Source organism: Kitasatospora sp. NPDC001159 (genome assembly GCF_053598235.1).
Window position 1 is genome coordinate 1 of sequence record NZ_JBSFJV010000054.1, and the last position, 12966, is coordinate 12966.

15 protein-coding genes are annotated in these 12966 nt (G+C 70.4%); 7 read left to right on the top strand and 8 right to left on the bottom strand.

The features are described from left to right. The coding region (locus tag ACWC9T_RS25055; protein WP_449823281.1) for a carboxyl transferase domain-containing protein at positions 1–305 on the bottom strand (305 nt) is incomplete at its 3' end. Positions 306–756: 451 nt separating this feature from the next. Beyond that, the gene (locus ACWC9T_RS25060) at positions 757–1206 is read right to left on the bottom strand and encodes a PLD nuclease N-terminal domain-containing protein (protein ID WP_449823282.1); all 450 of its coding nucleotides are present in this window, start codon (positions 1204–1206) and stop codon (positions 757–759) included. 95 nt (positions 1207–1301) lie between these two features. Between ACWC9T_RS25060 and ACWC9T_RS25065 the strand changes: the two genes are divergently transcribed. The 5 genes from ACWC9T_RS25065 (at position 1302) to ACWC9T_RS25085 (ending at position 5214) form a co-directional block, all read left to right on the top strand. Beyond that, positions 1302–2753 carry a menaquinone biosynthesis decarboxylase gene (locus ACWC9T_RS25065; RefSeq protein WP_396248279.1) on the top strand — a complete coding sequence of 484 codons (1452 nt, stop codon included), beginning with the start codon at positions 1302–1304 and terminating at the stop codon, positions 2751–2753. Next, the gene (gene mqnP, locus ACWC9T_RS25070; RefSeq protein ID WP_449823283.1) at positions 2750–3646 is read left to right on the top strand and encodes a menaquinone biosynthesis prenyltransferase MqnP; all 897 of its coding nucleotides are present in this window, start codon (positions 2750–2752) and stop codon (positions 3644–3646) included. The genes ACWC9T_RS25065 and mqnP overlap by 4 nt, the downstream gene beginning before the upstream one ends. A gap of 91 nt (positions 3647–3737) precedes the next feature. Continuing rightward, complete coding sequence (locus ACWC9T_RS25075; protein ID WP_449823284.1) at positions 3738–4622, top strand: helix-turn-helix domain-containing protein; 885 nt, start codon at positions 3738–3740, stop codon at positions 4620–4622. A gap of 2 nt (positions 4623–4624) precedes the next feature. Continuing rightward, a complete protein-coding gene (locus tag ACWC9T_RS25080; RefSeq protein WP_449823285.1) occupies positions 4625–4750 on the top strand; it encodes a DUF397 domain-containing protein in 126 nt (41 codons plus the stop codon). 56 nt (positions 4751–4806) lie between these two features. Then, a complete protein-coding gene (locus tag ACWC9T_RS25085; RefSeq protein WP_449823332.1) occupies positions 4807–5214 on the top strand; it encodes a diadenosine tetraphosphate hydrolase in 408 nt (135 codons plus the stop codon). 173 nt (positions 5215–5387) lie between these two features. Here the strand turns inward: ACWC9T_RS25085 and gcvH are convergent, their stop codons facing one another. The 3 genes from gcvH to ACWC9T_RS25100 form a co-directional block, all read right to left on the bottom strand. After that, a complete protein-coding gene (gene gcvH / locus ACWC9T_RS25090) occupies positions 5388–5768 on the bottom strand; it encodes a glycine cleavage system protein GcvH (protein WP_449823286.1) in 381 nt (126 codons plus the stop codon). Positions 5769–5798: 30 nt separating this feature from the next. Further along, the gene (locus ACWC9T_RS25095) at positions 5799–6266 is read right to left on the bottom strand and encodes a helix-turn-helix domain-containing protein (RefSeq protein ID WP_449823287.1); all 468 of its coding nucleotides are present in this window, start codon (positions 6264–6266) and stop codon (positions 5799–5801) included. 136 nt (positions 6267–6402) lie between these two features. Continuing rightward, a complete protein-coding gene (locus ACWC9T_RS25100; protein ID WP_449823288.1) occupies positions 6403–7629 on the bottom strand; it encodes an FAD-dependent oxidoreductase in 1227 nt (408 codons plus the stop codon). A 104-nt stretch (positions 7630–7733) separates the two neighbouring features. Between ACWC9T_RS25100 and ACWC9T_RS25105 the strand changes: the two genes are divergently transcribed. Further along, positions 7734–8528, top strand: coding sequence for a TetR/AcrR family transcriptional regulator (locus tag ACWC9T_RS25105; RefSeq protein ID WP_449823289.1), 795 nt, complete (start codon positions 7734–7736; stop codon positions 8526–8528). Between the two features lie 8 nt (positions 8529–8536). Beyond that, positions 8537–8905, top strand: a complete 369-nt coding sequence (locus tag ACWC9T_RS25110) for a VOC family protein (protein WP_449823290.1) — start codon at positions 8537–8539, stop codon at positions 8903–8905. A gap of 79 nt (positions 8906–8984) precedes the next feature. On the opposite strand, the gene ACWC9T_RS25115 is transcribed toward ACWC9T_RS25110, so the two are convergent. The 3 genes from ACWC9T_RS25115 to ACWC9T_RS25125 all read right to left on the bottom strand — a co-directional run bounded on the left by ACWC9T_RS25115 (position 8985) and on the right by ACWC9T_RS25125 (position 12862). Beyond that, entirely contained in the window at positions 8985–11063 is a 2079-nt protein-coding gene (locus ACWC9T_RS25115) for a COG1470 family protein (protein ID WP_449823291.1), read from the bottom strand. Positions 11064–11316: 253 nt separating this feature from the next. Next, on the bottom strand, positions 11317–12051 hold the full coding sequence (locus tag ACWC9T_RS25120; RefSeq protein WP_449823292.1) for an MOSC domain-containing protein: 735 nt from the start codon (positions 12049–12051) through the stop codon (positions 11317–11319). A 70-nt stretch (positions 12052–12121) separates the two neighbouring features. Then, positions 12122–12862, bottom strand: coding sequence for a cyclase family protein (locus tag ACWC9T_RS25125; protein ID WP_449823293.1), 741 nt, complete (start codon positions 12860–12862; stop codon positions 12122–12124). Between the last annotated feature and the right edge of the window lie 104 nt (positions 12863–12966).

Consider the following 12966-nt stretch of genomic DNA (forward strand, 5'->3'; position numbering starts at 1 on the left):
CCGTGAACGGTGCCCCAGCCGACGATCACGCCGTCGGTGTGCGGCTTCTTGGCCTCCAGGCCGAAGCCCTGGGCGCGGTGCCGGCGCAGCGGCTCGACCTCGTGGAAGGAGCCCTCGTCCAGCAGCAGCTCGATGCGCTCGCGGGCGGTCAGCTTGCCCTTCGCGTGCTGGGCCTCGGTGGCCTTCTCGCTCGGGCCGCGCCGCACCTTCTCGCGGAGCTCGTGCAGCTCGGCGACTCGCCCGCGGGCGTCGACCGGCACCTCGGGGACCTCGCCGCCGACCGGCGCCTCATGCACAACCGTCATCTCGAACCACTCCAAGGGTGAGGGAACTGTCCGACAGCCGACGTCTGCTGTACCCCCAGCTGCGAATCACTTTCTTCACTTATGACTGTACGAGGGGCCGTGCACTGGTTTCGGCGTCGATTCCGTACAAGGTCGAGTTCGTTTAGCTGTCAGGCCTGCACAGAAGCGGTCGCATCGAAGCCTTGGCGCTCGGTATCTGTTCGAATACTTGGGGTTGTCGGCCAGCTGATGGTCCGATGATCTGAGCATGAAGAAAAGCGCAGGTCAGGGCTGTCTCTCAACAATGTAGGGCGCGCATCTTGTGCGCTGCTCAAGCTCGGCTCAAGTTCGGCACGGCGATGGGTCCGACCCGTGCTAGAGGGCCCGCAGTCGTAGGGAAGCGCCAAAAACGCCGCGGCCCACCCGAGAGGCTCCGGGTGGGCTGTCCGAGGGAGTGGTCCAACCGCTCCGATCAGCTCTTTCGGCCGTCCTCCGGTTCGTCCCCGCCGCGCAGTTCCTCCTCGCGGCGACGCAGATCGGCCTCCCACAGCTTGAGCATGTCCTCGTGCTCCTTGTCGCTCTTCTTCAAGGAGTCGCTCTTCGGGGTGTCGCCCTTCGCGGTGCCGCCCTTCAGGGAGGCGAGGAACTCGGGGTCGTCGTCCGGCGCCAGCGGGCGCCCGCGGCGCGGGGCGCCGGCCGGCTGCCCCGGGTACCCACCGGCCGCGCCGGCCCGGAGGAAGCCGCGCTGCTTGCCGGCCACCAGCCAGGCGATCGGGCCCAGCGGCGGGAAGAGCAGCACGATGATCAGCCAGATCGGCTTCGGCAGGTGCTTCGCCTCGTCCTCGGGGGTGACCAGGCAGTCGATGAACGCCCACACCCACAGCGCGAGCGGAAGGACGATGGTCAGAAGAATCCTCAGCACGGCTGCGATCTCCCCCCCGGCGACGGCGGTAGTGGCGGGCGCCTCCCGGGGCCCTTGACGCAAGCCAGGCTATCGGGTGGCGGATACTGACAGGCATGGCATACGACGATCTCCGCTCGTTTCTCCGGGCCCTCGACCGCGAGGGCGACCTCAAGCGCATCAAGGCGGAGGTGGACCCCCACCTGGAGATCGGCGAGATCGTCGATCGGGTGCAGAAGGCCAAGGGTCCGGCGCTGTTGTTCGAGAACGTCAAGGGTTCGTCGATGCCGCTGGCGATGAACGTCTTCGGCACCGAACGCCGCCTGGCCAAGGCGCTCGGCCTCAAGGGACCGGACGACATCTCCGAGAAGATCGCCGGCCTGCTCAAGCCCGAACTGCCGCAGGGCTTCACCGGCTTCCGGGACGCCTTCGGCAAGCTCGCCTCGATGGCGCACGTCCCGCCCCGGCACGTGAAGGACGCCCCGGTCCAGGAGGTCGTGCTCACCGGCGACGACGTCAACCTGGACGAGCTGCCCGCCCTCTTCACCTGGCCGCTGGACGGCGGCTCCTTCTTCAACCTGGGCCTCACCCACACCAAGGACCCCGACAGCGGCATCCGCAACCTCGGCCTCTACCGGCTCCAGCGGCACGACCGCCGCACCATCGGGATGCACTGGCAGATCCACAAGGACAGCCGCAACCACGCCGCCGTGGCGGCCAAGCGCGGCGAGCGCCTCCCGGTCGCGATCGCCTTCGGCTGCCCACCGGCCGTCACCTACGCGGCCACCGCGCCGCTGCCCGGGGACATCGACGAGTACCTCTTCGCCGGCTTCGTCGCGGGCGAGCGGGTGCGGATGGTCGACTGCAAGACCGTCCCGCTCCAGGTCCCGGCCGACGCCGAGGTGGTGCTGGAGGGCTGGCTGGAGCCCGGCGAGATGCTCCCCGAGGGCCCGTTCGGCGACCACACCGGCTTCTACACCCCGCAGGAGCCGTTCCCGGCGCTCAAGATCGACTGCGTGACGATGCGCCGCCGTCCGATCCTGCAGTCCATCGTGGTCGGCCGCCCGCCGACGGAGGACGGCCCGCTGGGCAAGTTCACCGAGCGCTTCTTCCTGCCGCTGTTGAAGATCATCATCCCGGACATCGTCGACTACGACCTGCCCGAGGCCGGCGGTTTCCACAACTGCGTGATCGTCTCGATCGACAAGAAGTACCCCAAGCACGCCCAGAAGACGATGCACGCCATCTGGGGCGCCCACATGATGTCGCTGACCAAGCTGATCATCGTGGTGGACGCCGACTGCGACGTGCACGACTACCAGGAAGTCGCCTGGCGCGCCTTCGGCAACGTCGACTACAGCCGGGACCTCACCGTCGTCGAGGGTCCGGTCGACCACCTCGACCACGCCTCCTACCAGCAGTTCTGGGGCGGCAAGGCGGGCATCGACGCGACCCGCAAGCTGCCCGAGGAGGGCTACACCCGGGACGGCGGGTGGCCGGAGATGGTCTCCTCGGACCCGGCCACCGCTGCGCTGGTGTCGCGTCGCTGGAAGGAGTACGGGCTGTGAGCACGGCCGCAGTTGAGACCCCGGGGCGCACGAAGGCCTTCCTGCGCCTGGTGATGATCGAGCACTCGGTCTTCGCCCTGCCCTTCGCCTACATCGCCGCGCTGACGGCGATGTTCCTGGCGGACCAGCGGGTGCACTGGGAGCAGTTGTTCGTCGTCACGGTGTGCATGGTCGGGCTTCGTACCTTCGCCATGGCCGCCAACCGGATCATCGACCGCGAGATCGACGCCCGGAACCCGCGCACGGCTTCGCGTGAACTGGTCACCGGGGCCGTTTCGTTGAAGACGGCGTACGTCGGGTCGGCCGTCGCCCTGGTGGTCTTCCTCGGCGCGGCGGCCATGCTCAACCCGCTGTGCCTGGCGCTCGCGCCGGTCGCCGTGGTGCCGATGGTGGTCTACCCGTACGGCAAGCGGTTCACCGACTTCCCGCAGGCGATCCTGGGCATCGCCCAGGCGATGGGACCGGTGGGCGCCTGGCTCGCGGTGACGGGCAGTTGGTCCTGGGAGGCCGTGGTCCTGGGAGTGGCGGTCGGCATCTGGATCGGCGGCTTCGACCTCATCTACGCCTGCCAGGACGTCGAGTCCGACCGCCACGGCAAGGTGCGCTCGGTGCCGGCCCGCTTCGGCATCCCGGCGGCGATCTGGGGCGCGCGCGTGTGCCACGTCCTGACAACGCTTCTGTTGGGCTGGTTCGCGTTCTTGACGGATGCCGGAGCGGCGTTCTGGATCGGCCTCGTGGTCGTCGCGGGCGCGTTCGCGTACGAGCACACCATCGTGAAGCCGAACGACCTGTCGAAGCTCAACCGGGCGTTCTTCCAGACCAACGGGTTCGTGGGCATTTCGCTGTTCTGCTTCGCGCTGATGGACCTGGTCATTCGCGGCCTTGGAATCTGATCCCTACAAGGTCACTGCTTGTGTCGACTCCGTCGCCTTGGGTGCTTATCGTCGATCCCGACAACGGTCTCGTTGAACGGGAGTTGCACCTATGGCGAAGGCGCTCGACCCGACGGAAGCTCCGCGCCGGTTCTACGGCGAGGAGCTGAAGAGGCTCCGCGAGGCGGCCGGCCTCACCCAGGAGGCGCTGGGAAAACTGGTGTTCTGCTCGGGCGCGTACATCGGGCAGATCGAGCAGGCCATCCGCAACCCGCAGAAGGACATGCCGGAGTACTTGGACAAGGTGCTCGGCACGGACGGACACTTCCAGCGCCTGTACGAGATGGTGCGGAAGTCGTCGCGCTACGCCGACTACTTCATCGATGTGGCCGAGCTTCAGTCAAGGGCTGAGACGATCAGCGAGTTTCCGCCGCTCCTGGTGCCGGGTTTGTTGCAGGCATCCGGCTACGCGCGCTGCCTTTTCGAGGCAGCTCATCCGCTCCGAAAGCCCTCGGAGATCGAGCCGATGGTCGCGCTCCGAGTCGGCCGGTCCGAGCTGTTCGACAGGGCGAATGCCCCTCAGTACTGGGCGATCCTGGACGAAGCGGTGCTGCGTCGGCCAGTCGGAGGGGCATCGGTGATGCGTGGCCAGCTGGTGCACCTCGCCGAACTGGTCCGCAACCGCAAGGCGATCATTCAAGTGGTCCCGTTCTCGGTGGGCGCAGTATGCGCTGATGGACAGCCAGCTTTGCCTCATGACGTTCGACGATGCGCCGCCGACGGCCTACTCCGAGGGGTCGTTCACGGGCAGCCAGGTGGACGATCCGGCGCTGGTCGCCAGGTGTTCGCTGGCCTACGATCTGGTCAGGGCCGCTGCGTTGTCGCCGGAGGCGTCCCTGGCCCTGATCGAATCGGCGGCGGAGAACCACGCGAATGCACCGAGAGCAGTGGCGTAAGAGCAGTTACAGCGGCGGCAACGACAACAACAACTGTGTAGAGGTGGACGACGCCCGCCCGGGTTCGGTCCGAGACTCCAAGGACCCCGAGGGCCCGCGCCTCCGCTTCAACCCGGCTGCCTGGCAGTCCTTCGTCACCGCCGTCCGCGACGGCGAGTTCGGCTCGTGACCGACTGGCAGGCCGACCGCATCGGAACGGCACTGCGGGGTGAGAACCCCACCGTGATGCGGCAGTTGGACGCCGGCTTCGCGGTCATCGGAGACGTCCAGTTCCTGCCCGGCTACTCGGTCCTCCTCACCGACATGCCGGGCGCGGAACGCCTCACCGACCTGCCCCGCCCCCACCGCCTCGCGTACCTCGCCGACATCGACCGCCTCGCCGAAGCCGTCGAACTCGCGTGCCGCGCAGCCGATCCCGCCTTCCGTCGGGTCAACATCGAGATCCTCGGCAACAAGGACCCGTTCCTGCATACCCACATCTGGCCCCGCTACGACTGGGAGCCTGAGCATGTGGTGGAGAAGCCCGTCTGGCTCTACCCGCCCTCCCACTGGCAGGACCCGCACCACGCCCTCGGCCCCGCCCACGACGCCCTCCGCGCCGCCATCACCGCCGAACTCGATGAGGACGCCTGACTGAGCCGGCTCGCCGAGACATGGCGGCCCGGTCGGTGGGTCGGCCTGCCCGACTTCCCGCGCACCGCAGCGGAGCCCGGGGCCGGCTGTGCCGGTGCGTCGCCAGGCGGGTGGAACCGCCCGGCCGTCCGCGGGCGGGTGCCCGAGGACGGCCGGGGCTCGCCACGGTGCTCTCAATCGATGTAGGCCTCGTACTGGGCGGCCGTGAGGAGGCCGTCCAGCTCGCCGGCCTTGGTCATCGTGAGCTCGATCATCCAGCCGTCGCCGTACGGGTCGGAGTTGATCAGCTCGGGATCGCTGCTCAGCTCCTCGTTCACCTGGGCGACCGTCCCGGAGACCGGGGCGTAGAGCTCGCTGACCGACTTGACGGACTCCACCGAGCCGAAGGGCTGTTCGGCCTCGCGCTTGGCGCCGACCTTGGGGAGTTCGACGAAGACGATGTCGCCGAGCTGCTTCTGCGCGTAGTCGGTGATGCCCACGCGGGCCGTCTTCCCCCCGACCAGTACCCACTCGTGGTCCTTGGTGTACTTGAGGTTCGCCGGGACGTTGGCCATGGGGCCTCCTCGGTGCCGATGGTCCGTCAGTTACGTGGAGGATCCTGCTACAGGCCCCCGCCTCCCGCGGTGACCGCCACGCCACCCGTCAGTTGTGCAGGAAGCCGTTCCGGCCCTGTTCTTCGACTTGAAGCACGGGAAGCCCATCGCGCGGCCCTTACGCCTGCCCGCCCTGGAGTCGGACCAGTTCTTCAACCCCGTGGCGAGCTGCTCCAAGCCCGTGGCGTACGCCTCCTTGGAGCACTCCGCCCACCACGGCGCGACGTCGTCCTTGGCCCGGTTCCACGCCTTGCGCATGGAGTACATCGACCAACCGAACAAGGGCGTCAGGTCCTCGATGCCGTAGGACCTCTCCGCCTCCCGCTGGGACAGGTTCGCCTTGACTCGCGCGAGCGCCCAGTTGTAGGCCACCCGGGCCGCCCCGGCATGCCGCAACAGCGCGACGACCTGACGCTCCGTCGGGTCCAGCGCAAAGCGGTACGCCTGCGGCACGATCACCAGGCGACCGTGCCGCCTGCCACCGACAGCCGGATGAAGTGCCCGGATTAATGCGGAATACTGACGAAATTGACAACAGTTGGCCACCCCCTGGAACCGCCCGTCTGAACGGCCGGTTCGTTGCCGGTGGGCCCCGTCACGCGGCCGGTCGCCGCGCGAAGTCCGGTGCGTGCTCCGGCCGCGGACCGAGCGCGATCATCCGCGAGATGCCGGTCCGGACGGCCGGAACGTAGCGGGCGAGCAGCGTCAACCGGACGGGCGGGCCGACCCGGTGGCCGCTGAGCACCGGGGCGAACATGACGTTGTGCAGGATCCGCTGCATCCGCTGCGTGATCACGGTGGGCCGCCAGCGCCGCCGCTGCACCCGGGCGAGGGCGGCAGGCGTCGGTCGGCCGCGCCGCAACGGCTCGGCGAGCAGGGCGGCGGCCGCGACGGCGTCCTGGATGGCGAGGTTGATGCCCACCCCGCCGGCCGGGGACATCGCGTGGGCGGCGTCGCCGATCAGCAGCAGCCCGTCGGTGTACCAGCGGCGGAGCCGGTTGAGCTTGACGTCGAGCAGGTGGACGTCGTCCATGCCGACCAGCCGGTCGACCCGGTCGGCGTACTGGGGCATCAGCCGGGCGATCCGCTCGCGGAAGCGCTCGATGCCCTCGGCGCGCCGCTGCGCGTCGGCCCCCTTGGGCAGGAAGTAGGCGATCTGGAAGTAGTCGTCGCGGGTCAGGCTGAGCGCCATCTCGCCGTGTCCGAAGCTGGGGGCGAGGTTGGGTGGCGCGGCCTGCTCGGTCGCGTGCCGGGGCAGCCGGAACCACCAGGCGTCGAAGGGCACCAGGTACTCCTCGGGCTCCAGCCCGGCCTCCCGGCGCAGGGTGGAGTGCCGGCCGTCGGCGGCGACGGTGAGGGCGGCCCGGATCTCGCCCTCCTCGCCGTCCCGGGTGCGGTAGCGCACGCCGACCACCCGGCCGCCCTCCCGGATCAGCCCGGTTGCCTCGGTGTTCATCCGGAGGGTGAAGGTGGGCTCCTGTCGGGCCTCCGCCACCAGGAAGTTGAGCAGGTCCCACTGCGGGACCATCGCGATGTAGTTGTACGGTGCGGGCAGCTCGTCGAAGGCGCTCAGCGCGACCTGCCCGACGCCGGGCACCGGTACCACCATGTTGCCGAGCCGGCTCTGCGGCAGGGCGGCGAACTTCCGGCCCAGACCCAGTTCGTCCATCAGTCGCACGGTGGACGCGTGGACGGTGTCGCCTCGGAAGTCGCGCAGGAAGTCGGCGTGCTTCTCCAGCACGGTCACCTCGACGCCCGCCCGGGCGAGCATCAGGCCCAGCACCATCCCGGCCGGCCCGCCTCCGGAGATGACGACGCTCATGGTTCTCTCCCCTCGATCCCTGATCCCCTTGCGACCCCTGCATGGAACTCGCATATATAAGCTCTCTGGAACCGTCTCAGGTGTCAAGTAGTACGATGCTCCACATGAAGGATCTCGTGTCGGCCGCGCTCACGGCGGCGAAGGAGCGGGGGCAGGACGTCGCGGACGTCCCGTTGACGGCGATCGCGGCGGCGGCCGGCATCTCGCGCAGCACGCTGCTGCGCCGGCTCGGCGGCTCCCGGGCACCACTGGACGAGGCGGTCCGGCAGGCGGGCGTCGACCCGGGTGGACGCCCGCCGGTACGGGAACGCGCGGTCGAGGCGGCCGCCCGCCTGGTGGCCGAACGCGGCCTCGGCGGAGTCACCCTGGACGCGGTGGCGGACCGCGCCGAGTGCTCGCTGCCCAGCCTGCACACCGTCTTCGAGGGTCGGGACGGCCTGCTCGCCGCCGTCTTCCTGCAGTACGGCCCGCTGCCGGACCTGGAGGCGCTGGCGGCCGACCCGCCCGAGCGCCTGGAGGACACCGTCCGGGCGCTCCACCGCACCTTCCTCGCCGCCTTCGCTGGCGAGCCGCGGATCATCCCGGCGGTCTTCGCCGACCTGTTCAGCCGCGCGGACGGGCCCGCCGCCCGGATGATGGCGGCCCACATGCCGCAGATCATCGACGGCCTCGGCCGCCTGCTGCTGCCGCACGTCGAGGCCGGACGGCTGCGGCCGCTGCCGCTCCCGGTACTGGTGCAGCTGCTGCTCGGACCGCTGCTCAGCCACGTCCTGATACGGCCGGTGCTCGAACCCGTCCTAGGCGACGGGCTGCCCTCGGTGGACGAGTTCTTCGAGCTCTTCGCCGACGCCTACCTGCGGGCGGTCACCCAACCCGGTCCGGCCGGGGAAACACCCTGAGGAGAACCGTGATCGGCAAACTGCAGTGCCTGGTGCTCGACTGCCCGGACCCGGCCGTACTCGCCCGCTTCTACGCCGGCCTGCTCGGCGGCGAGGTCGACCGCCCGGACCCACGCTGGTCACTCGGCGCGGGCTGGTCCACGCTGCACCTCGACGACGGCACGGTGCTCTGCTTCCAGGCCGTCACCGGCTACCGTCCGCCCCGTTGGGCTGACCCCGAGCACCCGCAGCAGGCGCACCTGGACATCGACGTGCCGGATCTCGACGCCGCCGAACCCGAGGTGCTCGCCCTCGGCGCCGTACGGTTGCACGACGTCGGCCGGTGGCGAGTCTACGCGGACCCGGCCGGCCACCCCTTCTGTCTGATCCGCGGTTAGGAACCCGGAAAACGCCGAGCCCCGGCCCCCGGACAGTGCCGGGGAGCCGGGGCTCGGTGCCTCACCAGGAGGCTGGAGATCAGGCGCTGCGGCGGCGACGCGCGAAGAACACCGCGCCGATGCCGCTGGCGAGCAGCGCGGCGGCGCCCGTCAGGGCCTGCAGCATGCCGCTCGAACCGGTGTGGGCGAGCTCGCCGCCGGCCAGCTGGGTGCTGCCGGTGCCGTCGGTGGTGCCGGTGGAGTCGGAGTCGCCGCCGGTGGTGGTGAGGCCGGCCTTGACGGCGGCGCCGGTGCCGTTGTTGGTGGTGCCGGTGGAGCCGTCGGTGCCGGTGGTGAGGTTGACCTGGAAGCCCTGCGGGCCGACGTACGCGGGCATGTACTGGCCGCCCTCGCCGAGGATGATCGTCGGGTCGACCACGGCGTTGCCGATCGGGGCGTCGGCGGTGAAGGCGATGCGGACGTGCTTGGTGACGGACGAGTTGGCCGCCAGGTTCTTGTCCTCGGTCAGGTGGTAGGTGGCCGGGCCGCCGTTCTGGCGGCTCGGGATGCCGGTGACGGTCTGCCAGCTGCCGTCCGCCTTCTGGACCTGCAACGTGCTGTGCGGGTCGGCCAGGACCGAGAGGGAGGCGTTGTCGTAGCTCGACGCGCTCGGGTTGTTGAAGGTGACGTCGAAGTCGACCGGGGCGCCGCCGATGACGGCGGTGGTGGGGGCGCCCTTGGTCTGCAGGCCGAGGGCCTTCAGCGCGACGTCCTTGGTGCTCTCGGTGAGGGTGTACTGCCCCGTCTTGTCGAGGACGGACGAGGAGAGCTTGATGGTGCCGCTCTGGCCGGCCCAGTCGTTGTTGAGCGGGGCGGCGAGGCGCAGCTGGAGGGTCTTGGTGGCGCCGGCGGGGACGGTCACGTCGTTGAGCGTGCCGATGAAGTGGAACCCGTCGGCCTGCTGCTTGAAGGTGATCCCGATCGGCTTCCAGGTGCCGTCGGAGTCGCGGGACTCCAGGGCGATGCGACCGTCGCTACGGGCGAGCGGGTTGCTCGCGTCGAGCTTCAGGTTGAACGACGCGTCGGAGCCGGCCGTGTTGGTGAGGGTCTCGCTGAACTCGACCGGCCGGCCGCCGTTGCCGATCGACGCCGGCTCCTGCACCGACAGGCCCAGGGGGGCGGCGGCCAGGTTGATCTCGATGTACTGGGGGCCGATGTAGAAGGGCGCGTACTGGCTGCCCTGGTCGAACTTCGCCCACGTGTGGATGTAGTTCTTGCCGATCGGGGCGTCGGCGGTGAAGGCGAGACGAACGTGCTTGGTGAAGGTCTCGTGGGGCGCGAGGTTCTGGTCGTCCGCGAGCTGGTAGGTGAGCCGGCCGTCCGCGTGGGGGGCAGGGGTGCCGGTGATGTTCTCCCAGCTGCCGTCGGCCTTCCGCACCTGGAGCGTGCTGTGCGGGTCGGCCTCCACGATCTTGGAGACGTTGGTGTAGCTCGACGCGCTGGGGTTGTTGATGGTGACGTCGAACTCGACCGGCGCGCCCCCGGCGACGGCGGTGGTCGGCGCGTCCTTGACCTGAAGGGTGACGGCCTTGGCCGCGACCTGCTTGGTGCTCTCGGCGAGGGCGGTGGTCCCGGCCTGGTCGAAGACGGTGGAGGTCAGCGTGACGGTGGAGTCCTTGTAGTCCCAGTAGGCGTGGAGCGCGGTGGTGAGGCGCAGCTGGACCGTCTTGGTGGCGCCGGCGGCGACGGTCAGACCGGGGATGGCGCCGAAAGCGCGCTTCCAGGTGCCGTCCGCGTCGCGGTAGTCGACCGTGATCGGGTCGGGCGAGATGGAGCCCGGGACGGACGGGTCGCTCGCGTTGACCACCAGCTGGAACGAAGCCTCGGTGGTGCCGGGGTTGCTGATGGTCTCGGTGAACTCGACCGGCTGTCCGCCGCGGCCGACCGACGCCGGCGCGTTGACCGTCAGCGACGGCTTGCCGGCCTCGGCCGTGGCCATGGCGGTCGGCTCGGCGGACGGGGTGGCGGGCGGGGTGGCCGTGGCGGTGGCCGTGGCCGTGGGGGCGGTCGGGGCGTCGGCGGCGTAGGCGGCCGGGGAGGCGACCACGGCGCCGGTGGCGATCAGCACGCCCAGGGTGGCCGCGGTGAGGACGGTGGAGCGGGAACGGCGTGCGCGCACAACGGACATTCTGAATACCCCCCAGGGTGTTACGCCGGCAGCGTTGAGTCACCGGTCGATCAGCACGGTATCGGTTGGACCTGAGGTCCGGGGTGGTGCCCCCGGTGTCGCCTGCGGTCCGGTCCGGCGGGCTTTCCCGCCGCTCACTCACATAGACGTGCGGGGTCCACGGGGGTTGCAGGTGGGTTCGAAGTTTTTCCGGAAATCTTTGAGAAGGCTCTGACCTGCGGTTTTACTCCGAAGGTGCCTCTGTTCAGTCCAGTAGCAGCCGGTCGCCCAGCCGCAGTTGCCCCGGGGCGGCGACCTCGGCGAGCGCGTCGAGGCAGCCGTCGTGGGCGTGCACGATCGCCTTGAGGATCCCGGGGGCGTGCGGCAGTCCGGGTTGCGGGGCGCCGGTCATCGCGCAGCGCTCGCTGGAGGTGACGAAGGCGAGCCGGGCGCTGTCCGGGGCCTCGGCGCGTGCCTGCCGGCCGAACCAGCTGTCCTCGACGAAGGGCGGGGTGCCGGGCGGGGTGCGCAGCACGATGTTGGGGCGGAAGCGGCGCTCGTCGACCACGGTGAACTCGTCGACCACGGTGAAGGGGACGGCCTCGCGGGCCCAGTCCAGGGTGGCGGTGGTGAGCACGCTGACCGGCAGCCGGTCGAAGTGCGGGACGGCGTCCTCGCGGGCGAGTTCGACGTCCTCGCGCTGGAGGTAGGCGCGCAGGAAGGCGGTGGGGTGGCCGACCGGGCGGCCGAGCGGGTCGAACAGCTCGGGGCCGTCGATCCGGTGGCCGAGGCGGGCGGAGAGCCGGAGCAGGCCGTCCATCCGGCGGAAGCGGCGGGTGTTCTTGCCCGAGCCGAGCTTTCCGGTGGAGTCGCGGACGGCGTAGAGGCGGTCGCCGGCCAGGCCGCGCACGTCCACCTCGACGGAGTCGAGCCGCTCGCCGCCGGTGGATTTCACGGGGTAGCGCCAGAGTCGCTCGATCACTCCGATGATCTCAGCCATGGCCGGAGAGCCTACCGGCGTCACCGGAGATGGTCTAGACCAAGTCCCGCGCCAGGGCGGACCCACGAGCTCAGCCCAGCCGGGCCACCGCCCGTACCGGAGCACCGTCCGCCGCCACCAGCCGCAGCGGGAACAGCGAGACCTCCACCGGTCGGCCCGCCTCCTGCGCCTCCAGCAGCGCCCGCAGGTCGGTCAGGTTCTCGGCGATCACTCCGCCGCCGTCCGCCCCCAGCAGCACCCGGTGGGCGGCCAGCGTCGGTTCCTCGGCGGGCTGGTCGTGCTCATCGGTGAGGTCGGCGAGCAGCGCGGCCACCGCCGGGTCGCCCGGGCCCGGGTCGGGGGTGGGGTCGACGCTCAGCGCGTCCACCCCGACCGTCCGCACCCCGGCGGCGACGATCGCCCCGGCCGCCTCGGCGGTCAGGCTGGGGTGGGCGAGGTAGGCGTCGGTGCCCCAGTGCCGGGCCCAGCCGGTGGCCAGCAGCAGCACGGAACCGTCCCCGCAGCGCTCCAGCGCGGGCTCCAGCAGCTCGGGGGTGACGGCCGCCCGGGGCTCCAGTCCGCGCAGGTCGGCCACCACGGCCGGCCCGGTGAACCGCTCCAGCGGCAGCCCGTCCAGGGTCGGCCAGGTGACGTCCACGTGGTACGGCGCGTCCACGTGCGTTCCGGACTGCGAACCGAGGTGTAGGGCCAGCACGTTCACCCCGGCCGTGGCGGTGGTGAGGGCGGGCTCCAGCAGTACGGCCGGATCGCCGGGGTAGACCGGCATCGCGGTGGTCACCTGATGGGTGAGGTCGACGAGGGTCGCTGCCATGCCCCCATCCTCCCAGGGGCGCGCGCTCCGGGATCCGTTCCGCCCCGCCCGGGCAGCGACCTCCGGGACACGCCCCGGCCGAAGCCGCAGGTGAAGCCGGGATA

Bases quoted from the DNA above. Each gene is read 5' to 3' on its own strand.
- ACWC9T_RS25065 (WP_396248279.1), top strand. From the start codon at position 1,302: ATGGCATACGACGATCTCCGCTCGTTTCTCCGGGCCCTCGACCGCGAG.
- ACWC9T_RS25075 (WP_449823284.1), top strand. From the start codon at position 3,738: ATGGCGAAGGCGCTCGACCCGACGGAAGCTCCGCGCCGGTTCTACGGC.
- ACWC9T_RS25085 (WP_449823332.1), top strand. From the start codon at position 4,807: ATGCGGCAGTTGGACGCCGGCTTCGCGGTCATCGGAGACGTCCAGTTC.
- gcvH (WP_449823286.1), bottom strand. From the start codon at position 5,768: ATGGCCAACGTCCCGGCGAACCTCAAGTACACCAAGGACCACGAGTGG.
- ACWC9T_RS25100 (WP_449823288.1), bottom strand. From the start codon at position 7,629: ATGAGCGTCGTCATCTCCGGAGGCGGGCCGGCCGGGATGGTGCTGGGC.
- ACWC9T_RS25105 (WP_449823289.1), top strand. From the start codon at position 7,734: ATGAAGGATCTCGTGTCGGCCGCGCTCACGGCGGCGAAGGAGCGGGGG.
- ACWC9T_RS25120 (WP_449823292.1), bottom strand. From the start codon at position 12,051: ATGGCTGAGATCATCGGAGTGATCGAGCGACTCTGGCGCTACCCCGTG.
- ACWC9T_RS25125 (WP_449823293.1), bottom strand. From the start codon at position 12,862: ATGGCAGCGACCCTCGTCGACCTCACCCATCAGGTGACCACCGCGATG.